The organism is Serratia sp. LS-1, assembly GCF_003719595.1.
Taxonomy (GTDB): domain Bacteria; phylum Pseudomonadota; class Gammaproteobacteria; order Enterobacterales; family Enterobacteriaceae; genus Serratia; species Serratia ureilytica.
The window spans coordinates 16,442-39,243 of the sequence record NZ_CP033504.1; the positions used below are offsets into that span (position 1 = coordinate 16,442).

A 22,802-nucleotide genomic window follows, 5' to 3' on the forward strand; every position below is an offset into this window, starting at 1 on the left:
GCGCACAATAAAATGGCTGGTCGGAGCTGTGCGGTATAAAATATGTGCAGCTTCGGCCGTTCTTCGTTGGGACTAATGGGGCTATACGTTGTCTGAAGCAGGGAAAGGAAGTTTGTCGCTCGTCACGGCACACCGTTTGCCGCTGCGAAACGTTGTTAAGGAGAGCCGCTCGTGAGGATGTCGCATATCAACTTTAATCACCTTTACTATTTCTGGCAGGTCTGCAAGGCCGGTTCCGTGGTCGGCGCCGCTGAAGCGTTGTTCCTGACGCCGCAGACCATCACCGGCCAGATCAAAGCGCTGGAAGAGCGGTTGGACGGCAAGCTGTTCAAGCGCCAGGGGCGCGGGTTGGTGCCTTCGGAGCTGGGGCAGCTGGTGTTCCGCTATGCCGACAAGATGTTCATGCTCAGCCAGGAAATGCTGGATATCGTCAACTACCGCAAAGAGTCCAACCTGTTGTTCGACGTCGGCGTGGCGGATGCGCTGTCGAAGCGGCTGGTCAGCCAGGTATTGGAAACGGCGGTGGTGGTGGACAACGAGCAGATCCACCTGCGTTGTTTTGAATCGACGCACGAGATGCTGCTGGAGCAGCTCAGCCAGCACAAGCTGGATATGATCCTGTCGGATTGCCCGGTGGACTCCAGCCAGCAGGAAGGGCTGTTCTCGCTGAAGCTGGGCGAGTGCGGCATCAGCTTCTTCTGCCGCCAGCCGGCGCCGGAGTTGCCGTTCCCGGCCTGCCTGGAGCAGCGCAAGTTGCTGATCCCCGGCCGCCGCTCGATGCTGGGGCGCAAGCTGCTTAACTGGTTCAATACGCAGGGCATTCAGGTCGAGATCCTGGGCGAGTTCGACGATGCGGCGCTGATGAAGGCCTTCGGCATGTACCACAACGCGATTTTCGTCGCGCCGACGCTGTATGCGCAGGATACCTACAACGATGACAACGTGGTGGAGATTGGGCGCATCGACAGCGTGCAGGAGGAGTATTACATTATCTTTGCCGAGCGCATGATCCAGCATCCGGCGGTGCAGCGGGTGTGCAACAAAGACTTCTCGGCGCTGTTTTCCTGCTAGCGGTTCACTGAACGCAGGGCGTAAAAAAACCGGCCTGAGCCGGTTTTTTTATCAAGCAGATAACGAAATGCTTATTGCATTGCGTTGATGCGTGCAGTCAGGTTTGACTTATGACGCGCTGCTTTGTTTTTGTGGATCAGGCCTTTAGCTGCCTGACGGTCCACCAGTGGCTGCATTACCAGGAATGCATTTTGTGCTGCTTCTTTGTCGCCAGCTGCGATAGCTGCGTCTACCTTCTTGATGAAGGTACGCACCATTGAGCGACGGCTTGCGTTATGCTTGCGGCGTTTCTCAGACTGTACGGCGCGTTTCTTAGCTGATTTGATATTAGCCAAGGTCCAACTCCCAAATATATTCTATTGAGGACAATTCAAAGGCCGAGGAATATGCCCTTTTAGCCTTCGTTTGTCAATGGATTTGTGCAAATAAGCGCCGTTTGTACAGGCGGCACTCGCTACGTTGTGATGGCGCAGGATTTTACCAGCTTCCCTCTTGGGAATACAGTGTTTCGCGAGAAAATTCGCCAATGATTTGCCGCGGCGGGCGCAAGCCGTTGGCCGCGGTCGAGAATCGGCCCGGCGGCGCGGGATAAACTGCGGTGAAGCCGTTTCACGCGCAGATTATCTCCGGTATGGTATGTCTATTACATAAAGGCACCAATCGCGGGTTAACCTTACCGGCTGTACAAGGTATAATCTGCCGATTTCCACTGTTTTGAGCCAGCTATGGAGCTAATTCGCGGCATTCACAATATCCGGGCGCGCCACCATGGTTGCGTGCTCACCATCGGCAACTTTGACGGCGTACACCGCGGTCATCAGGCGCTGCTGGAGCAGTTGAAGCAACAAGGGCAACGCCTCGGGCTGCCGGTGATGGTCATGATCTTTGAGCCGCAGCCGCTGGAGATGTTCGCCGCAGACAAGGCGCCGGCCCGTTTGACGCGCCTGCGCGATAAGGCCAACTATCTGGCGCAGGCGGGCGTTGATTACCTGCTGTGCGTCAAGTTCGATCCGCGTTTTGCCGCCAACACCGCGCAGGCGTTCGTCGCCGAGCTGCTGGTGGAGAAGCTCGGCGTCAAATTCCTGATGGTGGGGGATGATTTTCGCTTTGGCGCCGGGCGTCAGGGCGATTTTCCGCTATTGCAGCAGGCCGGAAAAGAGTACGGCTTCGACGTGGTCAGCACCCCGACCTTCCGCGAAGGCGACCGGCGCATCAGCAGCACGGCGATCCGCACTGCGCTGAGCGAGGACGATCTGCCGCTGGCGGAGACCCTGTTGGGCCACCCGTACAGCATCTCCGGGCGCGTGGTGCACGGCGATGAGCTGGGCCGCACCATCGGCTTCCCGACCGCCAACCTGCCGCTCAAGCGCCTGGTGGCGCCGGTGAAAGGGGTGTATGCGGTGGAGGTGTACGGCCTGGGGCCGCAGCCGCTGCCGGGCGTGGCCAACATCGGCACGCGCCCGACCGTCGCCGGCGTGCGCCAGCAGCTGGAAGTGCATCTGCTGGATGTCACAATGGATCTTTACGGGCGCCATATTGAGGTGGTGCTCCGCGCAAAATTGCGCAATGAACAACGGTTTGCTTCGCTCGATGCCCTGAAGCAGCAAATCGCCAATGATGTGGTGACGGCCCGGAAGTTCTTCGGGTTAAAAACACTGGTTTAATCGTTTACCCTAAACAATTCGAGTTGCATCGCGGCGGCAACCGCGCGAACCCCGATGAGCTTGCACAGGCAAGTGATTCGGGTGAGAAAGGGCGGCCGACAAAGATGCAGCTTGAAGTGTGACGGGTAAATAGCCGAAAACGGAAACGAGAATCTCATGAGTGACTACAAGAATACCCTGAACTTGCCGGAAACAGGGTTCCCGATGCGCGGCGATCTCGCCAAGCGCGAGCCTGGCATGCTGCAACGTTGGTATGAACAGGATCTGTACGGGATTATTCGTACTGCCAAAAAGGGCAAAAAAACCTTCATTTTGCATGACGGCCCTCCGTATGCGAACGGCAGCATTCACATTGGTCACTCGGTTAACAAGATTCTCAAAGACATTATCATCAAGTCGAAAGGGATGGCCGGCTTCGACTCGCCTTATGTGCCGGGTTGGGATTGCCACGGCCTGCCTATCGAACTGAAGGTTGAGCAGCTGTACGGCAAACCGGGCGAGAAGCTGACGGCGGCCGAGTTCCGCCAGAAGTGCCGCGAATACGCGGCCGAGCAGGTTGAAGGCCAGAAGAAGGACTTCATCCGCCTGGGCGTACTGGGCGACTGGGATCGTCCATACCTGACCATGGACTTCAAAACCGAAGCCAACATCATCCGCGCGCTGGGCAAGATCATCAGCAACGGCCACCTGCTGAAAGGCGCCAAGCCGGTTCACTGGTGCACCGACTGCGGCTCGTCGCTGGCGGAAGCGGAAGTGGAGTATTACGACAAGACTTCGCCGTCGATCGACGTGTCCTTCCATGCGGCCGACGCGGCTGCCGTGGCGGCCAAGTTCGGCGTGAGCCACTTCAACGGCGCCATCTCGCTGGTTATCTGGACCACCACGCCGTGGACCTTGCCGGCCAACCGCGCGATCTCGCTGCACCCGGACTTCACCTATCAACTGGTGCAGGTTGACGGCCAATGCCTGATCCTGGCGGCCGAACTGGTGGAAAGCGTGATGAAACGCGCCGGCATCACCGAGTGGACGGTGCTGGGCAGCTGCAAAGGCGCCGATCTGGAGCTGCTGCGCTTCAAACACCCGTTCATGGACTTCGACGTGCCGGCAATCCTCGGCGAGCATGTGACCCTGGACGCCGGTACCGGTGCGGTGCACACAGCGCCGGGTCACGGCCCGGACGACTTCGTGATCGGCCAGAAATACGGCCTGGAAGTGGCCAACCCGGTAGGGCCGAACGGCTGCTACCTGACCGGCACCTACCCGCTGCTGGACGGCAAGTTCGTCTTCAAGGCCAACGATCTGATCGTCGATCTGCTGCGCGAGAAAGGCGCGCTGCTGCACGTCGAGAAGTTCCTGCACAGCTATCCGTGCTGCTGGCGCCACAAGACGCCAATCATCTTCCGCGCCACGCCGCAATGGTTCATCAGCATGGATCAGAAAGGCCTGCGTCAGCAGTCTCTGGAAGAGATCAAGGGCGTGCAGTGGATCCCGGATTGGGGCCAGGCGCGCATCGAAATGATGGTGGCCAACCGCCCGGACTGGTGCATCTCGCGTCAGCGCACCTGGGGCGTGCCGATGTCGCTGTTCGTGCACAAAGAGACCGAGCAGCTGCACCCGCGCACCGTTGAGCTGATGGAAGAAGTGGCCAAGCGCGTCGAGCAAGACGGCATTCAGGCCTGGTGGGATCTGGACGCGGCCGACATACTCGGCGCGGAAGCCGCTGACTACGTGAAAGTGCCGGATACGCTGGACGTGTGGTTCGATTCCGGTTCTACCCACGCCTCCGTTGTCGACGTGCGTCCTGAATTCAACGGCCACGGCGCCGACATGTATCTGGAAGGCTCCGACCAACACCGCGGCTGGTTCATGTCATCGCTGATGATTTCCACCGCGATGAAGGGCAAGGCGCCGTACAAGGAAGTGCTGACCCACGGCTTCACCGTCGACGGCCAGGGCCGCAAGATGTCCAAGTCGATCGGCAACACCGTCAGCCCGCAGGACGTAATGAACAAGCTGGGCGGCGACATTCTGCGTCTGTGGGTGGCGTCGACCGATTACACCGGCGAGATCGCGGTGTCCGACGAGATCCTCAAGCGTTCCGCCGACTCTTACCGCCGCATCCGCAACACCGCGCGCTTCCTGCTGGCCAACCTGAACGGGTTCGAGCCAAGCACCGATTGCGTGGCGCCGGAAGACATGGTGGTGCTGGATCGCTGGGCGGTCGGCCGCGCGCTGGCGGCGCAGCAGGATATCGAGCAGGCTTACGCCAACTACGATTTCCACGAAGTGGTGCAGCGCCTGATGCAGTTCTGTTCGGTCGAGATGGGCTCCTTCTACCTGGATATCATCAAGGATCGTCAGTACACCGCCAAGAGCGACAGCGTCGCCCGCCGCAGCTGCCAGACCGCGCTGTATCACATCGTCGAAGCGCTGGTGCGCTGGATGGCGCCGATCATGTCGTTCACCGCAGACGAGATCTGGGGCTTCATGCCGGGCAAACGCGCGCAGTACGTGTTCACCGAAGAGTGGTACGACGGCCTGTTCGGGCTGGCGGAAGGCGAGCCGATGAACGACGCTTTCTGGGCTGAGCTGCTGAAAGTGCGCGGCGAAGTGAACAAGGTGCTGGAGCAGGCGCGTGCGGACAAACGCCTCGGCGGTTCGCTGGAAGCGGCGGTGACGCTGTATGCCGACAGCGAGTTGGCGGCGCGTCTGAACAGCCTGCAGGATGAGCTGCGCTTTGTGCTGCTGACCTCTGCGGCAAGCGTTGCGCCATTGGCGGAGGCGCCGGCCGACGCGCAGGCCTCCGAGCTGCTGAAAGGGCTGAAGATCGCCTTCAGCACGGCGCCAGGTGAGAAGTGCCCGCGCTGCTGGCATTACACCACCGATATCGGCCTGGTAGCGGAGCATGCAGACATCTGCGGCCGCTGTGTGAGCAACGTCGCCGGTGACGGCGAGAAGCGTAACTTTGCCTGAGAACTTGCGCCTGATGAGTAAACCAATTTGTTCGACCGGCCTGCGTTGGCTGTGGGTTGTAGTGGCGGTGCTGGCGCTGGATTTCGGCAGCAAACAGTGGATCCTCGCTAACTTTACGCTGGGCCAGTCCCAGCCGTTGATCCCGTCGTTCAACCTGTTTTACGCGCGCAACTACGGCGCCGCGTTCAGCTTCCTGGCCGATCACGGTGGTTGGCAACGCTGGTTCTTCGCCGGCATCGCCATCGCCATCGTCGCGGTGCTGCTGGTGATGATGTACCGCAGCGCGGCGCAGCAGAAGCTGAACAACATCGCCTACGCCTTTATCATCGGCGGGGCGTTGGGCAACCTGTTCGATCGCCTGTGGCACGGTTTCGTGGTCGATTTCATCGACTTTTACGTCGGTGACTGGCACTACCCGACCTTCAATCTGGCGGACAGCTTTATCTGCGTGGGCGCGGCGATGATCGTGCTGGAAGGTTTCCTGTCGCCGGCGAACAAAGGCGCAAAGAGCAAAGGTGAGTAATATGACGGCTCAGGTTATCAGTGACAGCGCGGTGCTGGTTCACTTTACGCTGAAACTGGAAGACGGTTCGACCGCCGAATCCACCCGCAGCAGCGGCAAACCGGCGCTGTTCCGCCTGGGTGACGGCAGCCTGTCGGCGCCGCTGGAAGAGCAGCTGCTCGGCCTGCGCGCGGGCGACAAGCGCGCCTTTACCCTGCAGCCGGAAGCGGCGTTCGGCGCGGAGAACCCGGATCTGGTCCAGTTCTTCTCGCGCCGCGACTTCGCGGAAACCGGCGTGCCGGACGTGGGCACCATCATGCTGTTTACCGCGATTGACGGCAGCGAAATGCCGGGCGTGGTGCGCGCGGTGGCGGAAGATTCGATCACCGTCGATTTCAACCATCCGCTGGCGGGCCATCCGGTGACCTTCGACATCGAAGTGCTGGAGATCGATCCGCAGCAGGAGGAGACGCATGCAAATATTGCTGGCTAACCCGCGCGGCTTCTGCGCCGGGGTTGATCGTGCGATCAGCATCGTGGAACGCGCGCTGGAGCTGTATGGCGCGCCGATCTACGTACGGCATGAAGTGGTGCACAACCGCTACGTGGTCGACAGCCTGCGTGAGCGTGGCGCCGTGTTTATCGAAGAGATCGCCGAAGTGCCGGACGGCTCTATCCTGATCTTCTCGGCGCACGGCGTGTCTCAAGCCGTGCGCGCCGAAGCCAAGGCGCGCGATCTGACCATGCTGTTCGACGCCACTTGTCCGCTGGTGACCAAGGTGCATATGGAAGTGGCGCGCGCCAGCCGCCGCGGCACCGAAGCGATTCTGATCGGCCATGCCGGGCACCCGGAGGTGGAAGGCACCATGGGCCAGTACAGCAACCCGCAGGGCGGTATGTACCTGGTCGAATCGCCGGAAGACGTGTGGAAGCTGCAGGTGAAAGACGAAAACAACCTGTGCTTCATGACGCAGACCACGCTGTCGGTTGATGATACCTCGGACGTGATCGATGCGCTGCGTCAGCGCTTCCCGAGCATTATCGGTCCGCGCAAGGATGACATTTGCTACGCCACCACCAACCGTCAGGAAGCGGTGCGTAACCTGGCCGGCGATGCGGACGTGGTGCTGGTGGTGGGGTCGAAGAACTCTTCCAACTCTAACCGTCTGGCCGAACTGGCGCAGCGCGTGGGCAAACCGGCTTATCTGATCGATTCGGCGGCGGATATTCAGGAAAGTTGGCTGAGCGAAGCGCGCAACATCGGCGTCACCGCCGGCGCTTCGGCGCCGGACGTGCTGGTGCAGGAGGTGATCTCTCGCCTGAAAGCGCTGGGCGGTGTCGACGTGCATGAAATCAGCGGGCGTGAAGAGAACATCGTGTTCGAAGTGCCGAAAGAGCTGCGCGTGGACGTCCGGCAGATTGACTGAGGTGCGTGAGCGAATGACAACGGGGAGCTTAGGCTTCCCGTTTTTTTTGGAATGCCAACGGCATTAAAAATAAAATGCTGAGCATATTCAAATTTTCTGCTAACTAAAGCCAAATTTATTCTGAGTATTTGAAATAGCGGTGGCGTCATTAATTATATAGGCTGAATAAAGTCATTAAATAGAATATCATTAGGCTGCAATCTAAATAGGGCCTGGTGTCGTCAACGTGATTACAATAATTACAATAGTGGTCTTGCAGATGTTTCTTATTTTATTCTTGTCGAATCTGTTCTAGGTCGTTTAATCCTTTCTCCTTTAAATAGAGCTTCATATGCTCCAGCAATCGCCGGACTTTTAATGGCTGGATCTCCCGTCGCGGCATAATGGCATAGCAATTAATTTCCGGTAATCGCCAGTCGGGCAATATTTCAATCAGCTCGCCGCTGCGCAACTCTCGCTCGACGTTGGCGAAGAAATTGCGAATGATGCCTTTGCCGGTCAGCGCCAGCTCCTTCATCGCCATGCCGCTGTTGGTGAACAGTCGCCCGGTCATGCGCATGCGGTGCTCGCCGCCGTCGCGATGGATCAGGCGAACAAACTGCGGATTGCCGAGCGGCGTAAAGGTGACCCAGTGATGTTGCGTCAGCGCCTGCGGCGAATCCGGTACCCCGTAGTTCGCCAGGTAGGCCGGGGAGGCGCACAGCACTTCACGGCAGCGCGCCAGCCGCGTGGAGACGTAGCTGGAGTCAGCCAGCGCGCCGCCGCGTATCGCCAGATCGATGCGTTGCGCGATGAGGTCTATTCTCTCATCGTGGATTTCCAACCGCAGCGTGATGCGCGGGTGTTCGTCGAGGAAGCTCTGCAGCGCCGGCACCAGATAATGGGTGGCGAATTCGGTCGAGGTGGCGACGCGCAGTTCACCGACCAGCTCGCCGCGCAGCGCGGCGATCCGCTGTTGCCCGCGCTCGGCGGCGTGGATCATCAGCAGACAATCTTCATAAAAGCACAATCCGGCTTCGGTCAGGCTCAATGAGCGCGTCGATCGCAACAGTAATTGAATACCCAGATGTTCCTCCAGCTGGCGAATATGCTGGCTGACGGCCGATGTCGTCATGCCCAATTCTTTTGCCGCCATGCTGAATGCGCCACAATCGACCACTTTTGAGAAAATGGCCATGCGTTTTAAAATATTGCTCATAGTTTGTTAAGCACAACTTAACCTAGATTGTGAGTTATACGGGCTAATAATATAGCACCATCTTTCCTATATTGCCTGAAGCATATAAACGCCGGGCTGATTATTATTTTGCATGCGCTTTATCTCTTTTTGATAAATCTTATTGCGCTTGCCAATAATACACCCGCGCCACATCGCAACAGGAGCTCATTGTGGATAGCGCACAGAAAAAAGAAGAGATAGCATTAAAAATCCTACGTGAATTATTGCAATATCGACGTCGTCTCATCGCCGACGATGCTTCTCTGGCTGAAGAGGAGCGGCAGGTCACTCAGGTGCAATTGCCTCGCATTCGGGCATTCATTGAAAACGACCAGCGCATCGAATTCGTGCTGCCGGCTTTTCCGACCAAGTCACCCAACGCCAATAAAGTGATAGGCGCGGTGCCGGACATGGCGGAGCGGCTGTCGCTGATCTTCCTCAACTCGCTGTGCCAGCGCATTCAACTCTATTACCCGCCGGGCGCGCATATCGTTATCTGTTCCGACGGCCACGTGTTCGGCGATCTGATCCGCGTCAGCGACGAAGCGATCAACCATTATCAACGTGAGATTGAAAGCCTGCTGCATGAAGTGGGCGCAACCCACCTGAGCGTGTTCAACCTCGGTGATGTCAAAGGCCTGGCGGAGCATACCGATGACTACGATCTGCTGCGCCGGCTGTTGGTGGACGGTTATGCCGAATCGGAAGAGGCGATCAAGCGCCAGCTGATGCAGGACGAGCAGGGATTAATGCTGTATCGCGCCATCACGCGCTTCTTATATGAAGACAGCCTCCTGCCGGGCTACAGCGGTTCCAACGCCGCGCTGCAAAAAGACGCCAAACGGCGCGCCTGCGGCGTTATCCAGCGCAGCTGGGCCTGGGGCAACCTGCTGGCCCAGCATTTCCCGGCGGCGATCCGCCTGTCGATTCACCCGCAGCCGGCCGACAGCCTGAAGATAGGCATCCACATGATGCCGACCAAAGACGACTGGCTGACGCCGTGGCATGGCGTGGCGGCCAACGTGAACGGCCAGTTCGTGCTGATGAAGCGTAAAGACGCGCAGAGCCTGGACGGCGAGTTGGTTGAGATCCGCGGCACGCCGAGCCATTACCTGATCGAACAACCGCAGATGGCCTGAGGCCGCTGCATGCTTTTGCGCCCGAAATCCTGACGGGCGCCTTTTTGACGGCACGTTGCCGTGTGAGCAGCACATTCGATGCAAGGAGAATCACCATGAACAACCAACCGCTTAATTGCCACATTCAACCGAACACCCCGTTCGGCGCGATCCTGACGCCGCAGCATCCGGGGCAAAAGGTCAGCGAGCTGCCGGTGGCGGCGCTGCGAGCGCTGGCGCAGGAGCACCACTTGCTGGTGCTGCGCGGGTTCGACTCCGGTTTCAGCGAGCCGGAAGTCCTGACTCGCTATGCCGAACAGTGGGGCGAGATCATGATGTGGCCGTTCGGTGCGGTGCTGGACGTGAAGGAACATCCGGACGCCAAGGATCATATCTTCGACAGCAGCTACGTCCCGCTGCATTGGGATGGCATGTATAAGCCGACCATCCCCGAGTTCCAGTTATTCCACTGCGTGGCGGCGCCGTCGCCGGACGAAGGCGGATGTACCACCTTCGTCGACACCACGCGCTTGCTGGCCAATGCGGACGAAGCGTTGCTGGAGCAGTGGCTGTCGGTGTCTATCACCTACCGCATCAAGCAGGTGGTGCATTACGGCGGTGAAGTCTGTTCGCCGCTGGTGGTGCAGCACCCGAACGGCAGAGGATTGATCATGCGCTACAATGAACCGCCGACGGAGGGGAAAAAATTCCTCAACCAGCATGCGCTGGAATATCACGGCGTGCCGGCGCAGCAGCAGGAACAGTTCCACCGTACTCTGCAGCAGCACCTGTACGATCCGCGTCACTATTATGCCCACCAGTGGCAACAGGGTGACGTGGTGGTCGCGGACAACTTCTCGCTGCTGCACGGCCGCGAGGGCTTTACCGCCCGTTCCGCGCGTCATTTGCAGCGCGTGCATATTCAAAGCAATCCGGTGTGCGCCAATCTGGCGCTGAAGCCGGCCAACGCAGAAGCTTAAAAGGAGCATTATGGCAAGGATACTGATGGCGGCGGTCGCCACTCCGGGGCACGTCTACCCGATGTTAGCCATCGCTCGCCACCTGATCGCCCAAGGGCATCAGGTGCGGGTGATGACCGGCGCGCTGTTCCGCGAACGCGCCGAAGCGGCTGGGGCGAGCTTCGTGCCGTTCGACGCGCAGGTGGACTTCGACTATCGCCACCTGGAGGCGCATTTCCCCGAGCGCGCCGCGCTGCCGCCGGGCAATGCGCAGATGGCGCTGGCGCTGAAAGATTTCTTCGCCGCGCCGATCCCACTGTTGGATCGTCAGCTGCGTGCGGCCATCGCCGCCGAAAAGACCGATCTGCTGATGGTGGAGAACTGCTTCTACGGCGTGCTGCCGCTGCTGCAGTCCGCCGAACGGCCGCCGGTCTTCGGGATCGGCGTCACGCCGCTGTCGTATTCTTCGCGCGACGCCATTTTCTATGGCCCGCGCATCCCGCCGGCGCTGCTGCCGCGGGCGCTGACCCGCGAGCAATTGGTGGATGAAGCGACGCGGGTGTTGCTTGATGAGGTGCAGCAAAGCTTTGATACCGCGCTGGTGCAAGCGGGCGGGCGGCCGCTGAATCGCCCGTTTACCGATACGCTGATCGGCGGCTGCGAGCGTTTCCTGCAGTTGGCCACCACGGCGCTGGAATATGAGCGCGACGACCTGCCGAGCGGCGTGCGCTTCGTCGGGCCGCTGCGCAGCGGTGGTCAACCGGCCGCGGAAGAGGCGCTGTGGGAGGAGGACGATCGTCGGCCGCTGGTGATCGTGTCTCAGGGCACGTTGGCCAATGTCGATCTGCATCAGCTGATCGTGCCGACGCTGCAGGCGCTGGCGCATCTGCCGGTGCGGGTGTTGGCTACTACCGGCGGGCGGGCGACCGAAGGGCTGATGGACGCGTTGCCGGACAACGCCCGAGTGCGGGCGTTCATCTCCTTCGAACACTGGTTGCCGCAGGCGGCGCTGCTGATCACCAACGGCGGTTACGGCTCGATCAACTATGCGCTGGACAGCGGTGTGCCGCTGATTGTCGCCGGCACCGGTGAGGACAAGCTGGAGGCGGCCGCGCGCGTGGTGGCCGCCGGTTGCGGCATCAGCCTGCATACCAGCACGCCAAGCGCGGAACAAATACTGGCGGCAGCGACGCGCATTCTGCAACAGCCGATCTATCGCCGGCGCGCGGCGCTGGTGCAGGAGGACTATGCTCGCCACGATGCGCTGACGGCGATAGCCAACGAAGTGGCCGCCATTACCGCTTGACCCCGCCGCACTCCGTTCCTCAGGCGCCGTTTTCGGCGCCTTTTTTCTGCATTTTTTTGCAATGAAAACTGCATGATTATGTACAATCGTCGCAGGCCGCCAAATCGGTTGAATGTTAATCTCACGACAGCGCCGCTGATGAAAGAAGCGCAATATCATAATTTTCTAATTATGAAATGAATCCTCTGGCGGCGCCGCAGCGGGGCAGTTACCCTGAATCGATAGGTTAATGGGATACGCGTTACATCAAGAAGAGAGCAAGCATGAAAGATTCACAAATCCGCATTGCGATTGCGGGCGCCGGCGGCCGGATGGGCCGTCAATTGATCCAGGCGGTGCAGCAGGCGGAAGGCGTGGTGTTGGGGGCGGCGCTGTCACGACCGGGATCGAGCCTGGTCGGCGTTGATGCCGGCGAGCTGGCGGGCATCGGCGCGCTGGGCGTCAAGGTGAGTGACAGTCTGGATAAAGTGGCGAGCGAGTTCGATATTTTGATCGACTTCACCCGCCCTGAAAGCACCCTGGGCTACCTGGAATTTTGCGTGGCGCACCACAAGGCGATGGTGATTGGCACCACCGGCTTCGATGACGCCGGCAAGCAGGCGATCCGCGCTGCGGCGCAGCACATCGGCATCGTGTTCGCCGCCAACTTCAGCGTCGGCGTCAACCTGGTGCTGAAACTGCTGGAGAAGGCCGCGCAGGTGATGGGCGACTACACCGATATCGAAATCGTTGAGGCGCACCACCGCCACAAAGTGGATGCGCCGTCGGGCACGGCGTTGGCCATGGGCGAAGCGATCGCCGGCGCGCTGGGGCGCGATCTGAAAAACTGTGCGGTCTATGCGCGCGAAGGCCATACCGGCGAGCGCGATCCGAAGAGCATCGGCTTCGCCACCATTCGCGCCGGCGACATCGTCGGCGAGCACACCGCGATGTTCGCCGACATCGGTGAACGGGTGGAAATCACCCATAAGGCCTCCAGCCGCATGACTTTCGCCAGCGGCGCGGTGCGCGCGGCGGCCTGGCTGCATAATCGGGATAAAGGTTTGTTTGATATGCGAGATGTATTGAATTTGGACCAGTTATAATTGATTTGCATACCATCGTGATGTGGTTGTATTGGTCATAATGCTATGATAATCGGGCAATAATTTTATTGTCCTTTTTTTTTAACATGATAAATATCATGTTGGCTTTGTTTTATTGTCAAAGATGTTATTTATCTATATTTACTTTGCTAATCATCTCCTTTTTTTCCACTCTCGGCTTTTTTAGCGTCTTTTTTGTTCCATTCCGGCGCCGTTTTCCGTCATTCTTCCCCGCAACCGTTTTCCAGCCCCGGTTTTCTGTGTTTTTATCGGCGCTCAAGCCGCATGCGCGCCGAGAACTGCAAAAATAAAACAAAAAACGGCAGTTTGGGTAGACAAGCCAGGCACTCATCATTAAAATGCGCCCAATTTGCCAAAAATTGGCCTCGCGGACGGTTTTTGCATTGATTTAGATCGCGATATCTGAATTAATATGCAAATATTGTGATTGATTATTCCTCGGAGGATGTTTTGATAAAGTCAGCGCTATTGGTTCTGGAAGACGGAACCCAATTCCACGGTCGGGCCATCGGGGCAGAGGGAACGGCAGTGGGGGAAGTGGTCTTCAATACGTCGATGACCGGTTATCAAGAAATCCTCACTGATCCTTCCTATTCCCGCCAGATCGTTACTCTTACTTATCCTCATATCGGCAATGTCGGCACCAATGCTTCCGACGAAGAATCCTCCGCAGTACACGCCCAAGGCCTCGTCATTCGTGACCTCCCGCTGATCGCCAGCAACTACCGCAGTGAAGAAAGCCTGTCCGACTACCTCAAGCGTCACAACATCGTGGCGATCGCCGATATCGATACCCGTAAGTTGACTCGCCTGCTGCGCGAAAAAGGCGCCCAGAACGGCTGCATCGTCGCCGCCGATTCGCCGGATGCCGCGCTGGCTCTGGCCAAGGCGCAAGGTTTCCCGGGGTTGAAGGGCATGGATTTGGCGAAAGAGGTCACCACTCAAGAGGCCTACAGCTGGCAGCAAGGCAGCTGGACGCTTGAAGGCGACCTGCCGGAAGCCAAAACCGCCGCGGAACTGCCGTTCCACGTGGTGGCTTACGACTACGGCGCCAAGCGCAACATCCTGCGCATGCTGGTGGATCGCGGTTGCCGCCTGACCGTGGTGCCGGCGCAGACCCCGGCCGACGAGGTGCTGAAAATGAATCCGGACGGCATCTTCCTGTCCAACGGCCCGGGCGACCCGGAGCCGTGCGCCTACGCCATCGCCGCCATCAAACAGTTCCTGGAAACCGACATTCCGGTGTTCGGCATCTGTCTGGGTCACCAGCTGCTGGCGCTGGCCAGCGGGGCGAAAACCATGAAGATGAAGCTCGGCCACCACGGCGGCAACCACCCGGTGAAGGATCTGGACAACAACACGGTGATGATCACCGCGCAGAACCACGGCTTCGCCGTCGATGAAAACGACCTGCCGGCGAATCTGCGCGTGACGCACAAATCGCTGTTCGACCACACGGTGCAGGGCATTCACCGCACCGACAAGGCGGCGTTCAGCTTCCAGGGGCACCCGGAAGCCAGCCCAGGCCCGCACGACGCCGCGCCGCTGTTCGATCACTTTATCGAACTGATTGAGACTTACCGTTCTAACGCCAAATAATCAGGAGCAGTAAAAAATGCCAAAACGTACAGACATAAAAAGCATCCTGATCCTCGGCGCTGGCCCGATTGTTATCGGCCAGGCGTGTGAGTTCGACTACTCGGGCGCCCAGGCGTGTAAAGCGCTGCGCGAAGAGGGCTACCGCGTCATTCTGGTCAACTCCAACCCGGCGACCATCATGACCGACCCGGAAATGGCCGATGCGACCTACATTGAGCCGATCCACTGGGAAGTGGTGCGCAAGATCATCGAAAAAGAGCGTCCGGATGCGGTTCTGCCGACCATGGGCGGCCAGACGGCGCTGAACTGCGCGCTGGAGCTGGAGCGTCAGGGCGTGCTGGCCGAGTTCGGCGTCACCATGATCGGCGCGACCGCCGATGCCATCGACAAGGCTGAAGACCGCCGCCGTTTCGACGTGGCGATGAAGAAAATCGGTTTGGATACCGCGCGTTCCGGCATCGCGCACACCATGGAAGAAGCGCTGGCGGTAGCCGCTGACGTCGGCTTCCCGTGCATCATCCGTCCTTCCTTTACCATGGGCGGCACCGGCGGCGGCATCGCCTACAACCGCGAAGAGTTCGAAGAGATCTGCGAACGCGGTCTGGACCTGTCGCCGACCAACGAGCTGCTGATCGACGAATCGCTGATCGGTTGGAAAGAGTACGAGATGGAAGTGGTGCGTGATAAGAACGACAACTGCATCATCGTTTGCTCCATCGAAAACTTCGACGCCATGGGCATCCACACCGGCGACTCGATCACCGTTGCGCCGGCCCAGACCCTGACCGACAAGGAATACCAAATCATGCGCAACGCCTCGATGGCGGTGCTGCGTGAGATCGGCGTTGAAACCGGCGGCTCCAACGTGCAGTTCTCGGTTAACCCGAAAACCGGCCGCCTGATCGTCATCGAGATGAACCCGCGCGTGTCGCGCTCTTCGGCGCTGGCGTCGAAAGCCACCGGCTTCCCGATCGCCAAGATCGCCGCCAAACTGGCGGTGGGCTATACCCTCGATGAGCTGATGAACGACATCACCGGCGGCCGCACCCCGGCGTCGTTCGAGCCGTCCATCGACTACGTCGTGACCAAGATCCCGCGCTTCAACTTCGAGAAGTTCGCCGGCGCCAACGATCGCCTGACTACCCAGATGAAGTCGGTCGGCGAAGTGATGGCCATCGGCCGCACTCAGCAAGAGTCGCTGCAGAAAGCGCTGCGCGGTCTGGAAGTGGGCGCCACCGGTTTCGATCCGAAAGTGAGCCTGGACGATCCGGAAGCGCTGACCAAAATCCGCCGCGAGCTGAAAGACGCCGGTTCCGACCGCATCTGGTACATCGCCGACGCCTTCCGCGCCGGTCTGTCGGTCGACGGCGTCTTCAACCTGACCAACGTCGATCGCTGGTTCCTGGTGCAGATTGAAGAGCTGGTGCGCCTGGAAGAGCAGGTGGCAGAAGCGGGCATCAACGGCCTGGACAAAGACTTCCTGCGCACGTTGAAGCGCAAGGGCTTCGCCGATGCGCGTCTGGCCAAGCTGGCCGGCGTCGCCGAGAGCGAAATTCGCAAGCTGCGCCACAGCCACGGCCTGCATCCGGTGTACAAGCGCGTGGATACCTGCGCGGCGGAATTCGCTACCGACACCGCCTACATGTACTCCACCTATGAAGAAGAGTGCGAGTCCAACCCGACCAACGACCGGCCGAAAGTGATGGTGCTGGGCGGCGGGCCGAACCGTATCGGCCAGGGCATCGAGTTCGACTACTGCTGCGTGCACGCTTCGCTGGCGCTGCGTGAAGACGGCTACGAGACCATCATGGTCAACTGCAACCCGGAAACCGTCTCCACCGACTACGACACCTCGGACCGCCTGTACTTTGAGCCGGTGACCCTGGAAGACGTGCTGGAAATCGTGCGCATCGAGAAACCGAAAGGCGTTATCGTGCAGTACGGCGGCCAGACCCCGCTGAAGCTGGCGCGCGAGCTGGAAGCCGCAGGCGTGCCGATCATCGGCACCAGCCCGGACGCCATCGACCGTGCCGAAGACCGCGAACGCTTCCAGCAGGCGGTCAACCGCCTGGGCCTGAAGCAGCCGGCCAACGCCACTGTCACCGCCATCGAGCAGGCGGTCGAGAAGGCGGCGGGCATCGGTTATCCGCTGGTGGTGCGTCCTTCCTACGTGCTGGGCGGCCGGGCGATGGAAATCGTCTATGACGAAACCGACCTGCGCCGCTACTTCCAGACCGCGGTCAGCGTGTCCAACGATGCGCCGGTGTTGCTGGACCGCTTCCTGGACGATGCGGTGGAAGTGGATGTCGATGCTATCTGCGACGGCGAGCGCGTGCTGATTGGCGGCATCATGGAGCACATCGAGCAGGCGGGCGTGCACTCCGGCGACTCCGCGTGTTCGCTGCCGGCGTACACCCTGAGCCAGGAAATTCAGGACGTGATGCGTCGCCAGGTGGAAAAACTGGCGTTCGAGCTGCAGGTGCGCGGCCTGATGAACGTGCAGTTCGCGGTGAAGGACAACGAAGTTTACCTGATTGAAGTTAACCCGCGCGCCGCGCGTACCGTGCCGTTCGTCTCCAAAGCGACCGGCGTGCCGCTGGCCAAAGTGGCCGCGCGCGTGATGGCGGGCAAAACGCTGGTTGAACAAGGCGTGACCGAAGAGATCATCCCGCCGTACTACTCGGTGAAAGAAGTGGTGCTGCCGTTCAACAAATTCCCGGGCGTCGACCCGATTTTGGGGCCGGAAATGCGCTCTACCGGGGAAGTGATGGGCGTGGGCCGCACCTTCGCGGAAGCTTTCTCCAAAGCGATGCTGGGCAGCAACTCGGGCATGAAGAAACAGGGCCGCGCGCTGCTGTCGGTGCGCGAAGGCGACAAGGCTCGCGTGGTCGATTTGGCCGCCAGCCTGCTGAAGCAGGGCTTTGAGCTGGACGCGACCCACGGCACCGCGGTGGTGCTGGGCGAAGCGGGCATCAACCCGCGCCTGGTCAACAAGGTGCACGAAGGGCGTCCGCACATTCAGGACCGTATCAAGAACGGCGAGTACACCTACATCGTCAACACCACGGCAGGCCGTCAGGCGATTGAGGACTCCAAGCTGATTCGCCGCAGCGCCCTGCAGTACAAGGTGCACTACGACACCACGCTGAACGGCGGCTTCGCCACCGCGATGGCGCTGAAAGCGGATCCGACCGAGCAGGTTACATCGGTGCAGGAAATGCACGCGCGTATTGGTAAGTAACCGCGCGAGAACGCTACGCCAGGGCGCTGCAGATGCAGCGCCCTTTTTTATTCAGTGAATTTGTAGGCTGGCGTTAAAAATTTCCGCTATCAATCAGTGGGCAAACTGTCACTCTGTGTGATTGGTATATGCTTGGTGTATTGGCAAGGAACGAAGGAACGACGATAACAATGATTCTGATAATTTATGCTCACCCGTATCCCCGGCATTCGCATGCCAATCACCGCCTGCTGCAGGCGGTGAGGGATCTTCCCGAGGTGGAGGTGCGCTCGCTGTATGAGCTGTACCCCGATTTCAATATCGATATCAACGCCGAGCAACAGGCGCTGGAGCGCGCCGACATGGTGGTGCTGCAGCATCCGATGCAGTGGTACAGCTTCCCGCCGCTGTTGAAGCTGTGGATCGACAAAGTGCTGGAGCACGGCTGGGCCTATGGCCACGACGGCAACGCGCTGGTGGGCAAAGACTGCCTGTGGGCGGTGACCAGCGGCGGTGACGAGCACCATTTCGAACTGGGCGATTTTCCCAACTTCGCCGCGCTGGCGCAGCCGCTGCAGGCCACGGCGATTTATTGCGGCATGAACTGGCAGCCGTACTTCGCCCTGCACAACACCTTTACCTGCAACGAACCGGCGCTGATCGCCGCCGGCGAAGCCTACCGGCAGCGGTTGGTCGACTATCTGATGGAACATGCCGAAGCGGAAACCCGGGAGGCCAGCCATGGATAACCACCACATGATGATCGAGGGGCTGATCTATCTCGGTTCCGCCGCGCTGTTCGTGCCGATTGCGGTGCGCCTGGGGCTGGGTTCGGTGCTCGGTTACCTGATCGCCGGCTGCATTATCGGCCCCTGGGGGCTGAAGCTGGTGTCGGATGCCGAGTCTATCCTGACCTTCGCCGAGATCGGCGTGGTGCTGATGCTGTTTATCATCGGCCTGGAGCTGGATCCCAAACGGCTGTGGACGCTGCGCGCCTCGGTGTTCGGCGGCGGCAGCATTCAGATGGTGGGCTGCGGCCTGGCGCTGAGCGCCTTCTGCTACTTCCTCGGCCTCAACTGGAAGGTGGCGCTGCTGATCGGTTTGACGCTGGCGCTCTCATCGACCGCCATCGCCATGCAGGCGATGAGCGAACGCAATTTGACGCCGTCGCCGATCGGCCGCAGCGCGTTTGCGGTGTTGCTGTTCCAGGATATCGCGGCGATCCCGCTGGTGGCGATGATCCCGCTGCTGGCCAGCAGCGGCGCCACCACGACGCTGGGCGCTTTCGTACTGTCGGCGGCCAAAGTGGTGGGCGCGTTGACGATGGTGGTGCTGCTTGGCCGCTACGTCACCCGCCCGCTGCTGCACTTCGTCGCCCGTTCGGGCATGCGCGAGGTGTTCAGCGCCGTGGCGCTATTCCTGGTGTTCGGCTTTGGCATCCTGCTGGAGATGGCCGGGTTGTCGATGGCGATGGGGGCGTTCCTCGCCGGGGTGCTGTTGGCGAGCTCGGAATACCGCCACGCGCTGGAGAGCGATATTCAGCCGTTCAAAGGGTTGCTGCTGGGGCTGTTTTTCATCGGCGTCGGCATGTCGATCGACTTCGGCACGCTGTTCCATCATCCGTTGCTGATCGCCTCGTTGCTGCTTGGCTTTATGCTTATCAAGGCGGCGTTGCTGTGGCTGATCGGCCCGCTGCTCGGGGTGCCGAAGCGCCAGCGCGGCCTGTTCGCCATTCTGCTGGGGCAGGGCAGTGAGTTCGCCTTCGTGATCTTCAGCGCCGCGCAGCTGGCCGGCGTCTTGCCGGTTGAATGGGCCAAGTCGCTGACGCTGGCGGTGGCGCTGTCGATGGCGGCCACCCCGCTGCTGTTGGTGATCGCCGCGCAGCTGGAAAAAAATGCGCCGAAAGAGGATCGCCCGGCTGACGTCATTGATGACGAGAACGCCAGCGTGATCATCGCCGGCTTCGGCCGTTTCGGCCAGATCGCCGGTCGTTTACTGTTGGCCAACGGCGTGCACACCGTGGTACTGGATCACGATCCGGACCATATCGAAACGCTGCGTAAATTCGACACCAAGGTGTTCTACGGCGACGCCACGCGCGCCGATCTGCTGGAGGCGGCCGGCGCCGCTCACGCCAAGGTGCTGATCAACGCCATCGACGATGTGGAGGACAGCCTGGCGTTAACCGAGCTGGCCAGGCAGCACTTCCCGCATCTGAAAGTGGTGGCGCGGGCGCGCGACGTCGATCATTGGTATCAGTTGCGGCAGTTGGGGGTGGAAAAACCGGAGCGCGAAACCTTCGAAAGCTCGCTGCGCGTCGGCCGTGAAACGCTGGAGCTGCTGGGGCTGGACGCCTATGAGGCGCGCGAGAAAGCGGACACTTTCCGCCGCTATAACCTGAAGATGCTGGAAGATACGCTGGATAATTACCAGGATACTGAATTCCGTATCGCCAGCCTGCAGCGGGCCAAGGAGATGCTAAGCGCGGCCATCGAGCAGGATCAGAATCGGCTGGCGCGGGTGCAGCAGACCGGCTGGCGCGGCAGTATCGACGGCAAGGCGCCGGAAGACGAAGTGGTGGAAGCCAAAGGATAAGGGGAGGGGCGCCGTGATGGCGCCCCTTTTTTGCTTAGCTCAGCGCGACCTTGATGCCTAAGGCGATCAACATGCCGCCCAGCAATTTGTCGACGATCTTCTGCGTCTTTTCCAGCCCGCGGCGCACCGGCCCGCTCTGGATCAAAAACACCAGCAGCGGCCACCAGATGACCGACAGGCCGAGAATAATCCCCGCGTACCACAGCTTGTCACCCAGACCGGAATCGATCTGCAACACCTGGGTGAAGACCGCCAGGAAGAACAGGGTGGCTTTCGGGTTCAGCAGGTTGCACAGGTAGCCTTGCGCAAAGGCGCTCTTCAGGCTGACCTGTTGCTGCGGCAGATTGCTGACGTTCATTTTGCCGCCGCCGCGCGACAGCAGCGCCTGGATGCCGATCCACACCAGATAGACCGCCCCGGCGTATTTCAGCAGGTTGAACAGCCACGGCGTGGTGGTGATCACCACCGCCAGCCCGGCGACGCAGTAGGACATGTGGGTGGCGACGCCGCAGATCACGCCGAAGGCGGTCATCATGGCGGCCAGACGCGGGTACCGGGCGGCGTTTTTGATCACCAGGAAAAAATCCGGGCCGGGGGAAAGCATGCCGAGGGCGGCAATGCCGGCGACGAACAGGGAAGTTTCAAGCATGGGAGGCGTCTCGCGCAAAAGGCAGCATGTTGGCGATAATAACGCCGCTTCCTCTGATGCGCATCAACCCAATGAGGTATTGTTAGGCTCTATGATAATAATTCATCTATCGCCAGCGACGGAGCAACATGCAGCAGACTACCGCCACAGACAGGCCGGAACCGCACCGGCAACAGCGTGAAATCACCCGCTTGTGCATTCAATGCGCGCTGCTGCTGTTGCAGCACGGCGCCGAGAGCACGGTGGTGGAGCAGTTGTCCACCCGCCTGGGGTTGGCGCTGGGGATGGACAGCGTGGAAAGTTCAATCTCCGCCAATGCGGTGGTGTTGACCACCCTCAGCCACGGCGCCTGCCTGACCACGACCCGCAAGAATGTCGATCGCGGCATCAATATGCAGGTGGTGACGGAAGTGCAGCATATCGTGATCCTCGCCGAGCATCACCTGGCGGATACGCACGACGTGGCGCGGCGCTTCGAAAAGATCCGGCCGCTGCGCTATCCGCGCTGGCTGGTGGTGCTGATGGTGGGGTTGTCCTGCGGGTGTTTCAGCATGCTCAACGGCGGCGGCGGCGACGCCTTCCTGGTGACCTTTATCGCCAGCGGCGCGGCGATGCTGGTGCGCCAGATCCTCACCGCCCGCCATATGAATCCGCTGATCAATTTTTGCCTGACGGCGTTTGTCGCGACGTCGATATCCGGGCTGCTGCTGCGCCTGCCGGTGTTTAAAGAGACCTCGAGCGTGGCGATGGCCGCCAGCGTGCTGCTGCTGGTGCCGGGCTTCCCGCTGATCAACGCGGTGGCCGACATGTTCAAGGGGCACGTCAACACCGGGCTGGCGCGCTGGGCGATGGCCAGCCTGTTGACGCTGGCGACCTGTATCGGCGTGGTGATGGCGATGTCGCTGTGGGATCTGCGGGGGTGGTCATGAGTCTGCTGTGGGCATTGTTGCAGGAGATGCTGTTGGCGGCGGTGCCGGCGCTGGGCTTCGCCATGGTGTTCAACGTGCCGCTGCGCGCGCTGCGCTATTGCGCGTTGCTCGGGGCAATCGGGCGCGGCTCGCGCATGCTGATGATGCACGTGGGCATGAACATTGAGTGGGCGTCGCTGCTGGCGGCGATCCTGATCGGCATCATCGGTATCTATTGGTCGCGCTGGCTGTTGGCGCATCCGAAGGTGTTCACCGTGGCGGCGGTGATCCCGATGTTCCCCGGCATTTCCGCCTATACCGCGATGATAACTGTGGTGGAGATCTCGCATCTGGGCTACAGCGAGGCTTTGATGGAGACCATGATCACCAACTTCCTCAAGGCCAGTTTCATCGTCGGCGCGTTGTCGATCGGCCTGTCGTTACCGGGTCTGTGGTTGTACCGCAAACGCCCCGGCGTGTGAAATT

At 60.2% G+C, this 22,802-nt stretch carries 19 protein-coding genes; 16 read left to right on the forward strand and 3 right to left on the reverse strand.

Features of this window, described 5'->3' with window-relative positions:
- Positions 1-171 precede the first annotated feature (171 nt).
- A complete protein-coding gene (gene nhaR / locus EDY99_RS00070) occupies positions 172-1,071 on the forward strand; it encodes a transcriptional activator NhaR (RefSeq protein WP_004932962.1) in 900 nt (299 codons plus the stop codon).
- Positions 1,072-1,142: 71 nt separating this feature from the next.
- Here the strand turns inward: nhaR and rpsT are convergent, their stop codons facing one another.
- Positions 1,143-1,406, reverse strand: coding sequence for a 30S ribosomal protein S20 (gene rpsT, locus EDY99_RS00075; protein ID WP_004932960.1), 264 nt, complete (start codon positions 1,404-1,406; stop codon positions 1,143-1,145).
- Positions 1,407-1,796: 390 nt separating this feature from the next.
- Here rpsT and ribF point away from each other — a divergent pair, with 390 nt between their 5' ends.
- From ribF to ispH, 5 genes are all read left to right on the forward strand, one after another.
- Positions 1,797-2,735: a bifunctional riboflavin kinase/FAD synthetase gene (gene ribF / locus EDY99_RS00085; RefSeq protein ID WP_033641817.1), complete on the forward strand. Its 939-nt coding sequence runs from the start codon at positions 1,797-1,799 to the stop codon at positions 2,733-2,735.
- 156 nt (positions 2,736-2,891) lie between these two features.
- Positions 2,892-5,708 (forward strand): isoleucine--tRNA ligase, encoded by a 2,817-nt coding sequence (gene ileS, locus EDY99_RS00095; protein WP_033641818.1) that lies wholly within the window; start codon positions 2,892-2,894, stop codon positions 5,706-5,708.
- Positions 5,709-5,721: 13 nt separating this feature from the next.
- Entirely contained in the window at positions 5,722-6,231 is a 510-nt protein-coding gene (gene lspA, locus EDY99_RS00100) for a signal peptidase II (protein ID WP_025301524.1), read from the forward strand.
- A gap of 1 nt (position 6,232) precedes the next feature.
- Positions 6,233-6,703, forward strand: coding sequence for an FKBP-type peptidyl-prolyl cis-trans isomerase (fkpB, locus tag EDY99_RS00105; RefSeq protein WP_016929135.1), 471 nt, complete (start codon positions 6,233-6,235; stop codon positions 6,701-6,703).
- Entirely contained in the window at positions 6,684-7,637 is a 954-nt protein-coding gene (ispH, locus tag EDY99_RS00110) for a 4-hydroxy-3-methylbut-2-enyl diphosphate reductase (RefSeq protein ID WP_033641819.1), read from the forward strand. The genes fkpB and ispH overlap by 20 nt, the downstream gene beginning before the upstream one ends.
- A 271-nt stretch (positions 7,638-7,908) precedes the next feature.
- On the opposite strand, the gene EDY99_RS00115 is transcribed toward ispH, so the two are convergent.
- Positions 7,909-8,835 carry a LysR family transcriptional regulator gene (locus EDY99_RS00115; RefSeq protein WP_033641820.1) on the reverse strand — a complete coding sequence of 309 codons (927 nt, stop codon included), beginning with the start codon at positions 8,833-8,835 and terminating at the stop codon, positions 7,909-7,911.
- A 191-nt stretch (positions 8,836-9,026) separates the two neighbouring features.
- Between EDY99_RS00115 and pvcA the strand changes: the two genes are divergently transcribed.
- The 8 genes from pvcA (at position 9,027) to kefC (ending at position 20,759) form a co-directional block, all read left to right on the forward strand.
- Entirely contained in the window at positions 9,027-9,995 is a 969-nt protein-coding gene (gene pvcA, locus EDY99_RS00120) for an L-tyrosine isonitrile synthase (protein WP_004932937.1), read from the forward strand.
- Between the two features lie 95 nt (positions 9,996-10,090).
- Complete coding sequence (locus tag EDY99_RS00125) at positions 10,091-10,954, forward strand: TauD/TfdA family dioxygenase (protein ID WP_033651693.1); 864 nt, start codon at positions 10,091-10,093, stop codon at positions 10,952-10,954.
- Between the two features lie 25 nt (positions 10,955-10,979).
- Positions 10,980-12,239, forward strand: coding sequence for a glycosyltransferase (locus tag EDY99_RS00130; protein WP_047025186.1), 1,260 nt, complete (start codon positions 10,980-10,982; stop codon positions 12,237-12,239).
- 263 nt (positions 12,240-12,502) lie between these two features.
- Positions 12,503-13,324 (forward strand): 4-hydroxy-tetrahydrodipicolinate reductase, encoded by an 822-nt coding sequence (gene dapB, locus EDY99_RS00135; protein ID WP_047572704.1) that lies wholly within the window; start codon positions 12,503-12,505, stop codon positions 13,322-13,324.
- 471 nt (positions 13,325-13,795) lie between these two features.
- Positions 13,796-14,944, forward strand: coding sequence for a glutamine-hydrolyzing carbamoyl-phosphate synthase small subunit (gene carA / locus EDY99_RS00140; protein WP_072022495.1), 1,149 nt, complete (start codon positions 13,796-13,798; stop codon positions 14,942-14,944).
- A 16-nt stretch (positions 14,945-14,960) separates the two neighbouring features.
- Complete coding sequence (gene carB / locus EDY99_RS00145; protein ID WP_025301533.1) at positions 14,961-18,185, forward strand: carbamoyl-phosphate synthase large subunit; 3,225 nt, start codon at positions 14,961-14,963, stop codon at positions 18,183-18,185.
- Positions 18,186-18,355: 170 nt separating this feature from the next.
- Complete coding sequence (kefF, locus tag EDY99_RS00150; protein WP_033641826.1) at positions 18,356-18,913, forward strand: glutathione-regulated potassium-efflux system oxidoreductase KefF; 558 nt, start codon at positions 18,356-18,358, stop codon at positions 18,911-18,913.
- The gene (gene kefC, locus EDY99_RS00155; protein ID WP_033651689.1) at positions 18,906-20,759 is read left to right on the forward strand and encodes a glutathione-regulated potassium-efflux system protein KefC; all 1,854 of its coding nucleotides are present in this window, start codon (positions 18,906-18,908) and stop codon (positions 20,757-20,759) included. The genes kefF and kefC overlap by 8 nt, the downstream gene beginning before the upstream one ends.
- 34 nt (positions 20,760-20,793) lie before the next feature.
- On the opposite strand, the gene EDY99_RS00160 is transcribed toward kefC, so the two are convergent.
- Entirely contained in the window at positions 20,794-21,408 is a 615-nt protein-coding gene (locus EDY99_RS00160; RefSeq protein WP_015376619.1) for a LysE family translocator, read from the reverse strand.
- Between the two features lie 128 nt (positions 21,409-21,536).
- On the opposite strand from EDY99_RS00160, the gene EDY99_RS00165 reads away from it, so the two are divergent.
- Together EDY99_RS00165 and EDY99_RS00170 are read left to right on the forward strand one after the other, a co-directional pair.
- Positions 21,537-22,337, forward strand: a complete 801-nt coding sequence (locus EDY99_RS00165; protein WP_033641829.1) for a threonine/serine exporter ThrE family protein — start codon at positions 21,537-21,539, stop codon at positions 22,335-22,337.
- Positions 22,334-22,798: a threonine/serine exporter gene (locus EDY99_RS00170; protein ID WP_033651687.1), complete on the forward strand. Its 465-nt coding sequence runs from the start codon at positions 22,334-22,336 to the stop codon at positions 22,796-22,798. The genes EDY99_RS00165 and EDY99_RS00170 overlap by 4 nt, the downstream gene beginning before the upstream one ends.
- Positions 22,799-22,802 lie beyond the last annotated feature (4 nt).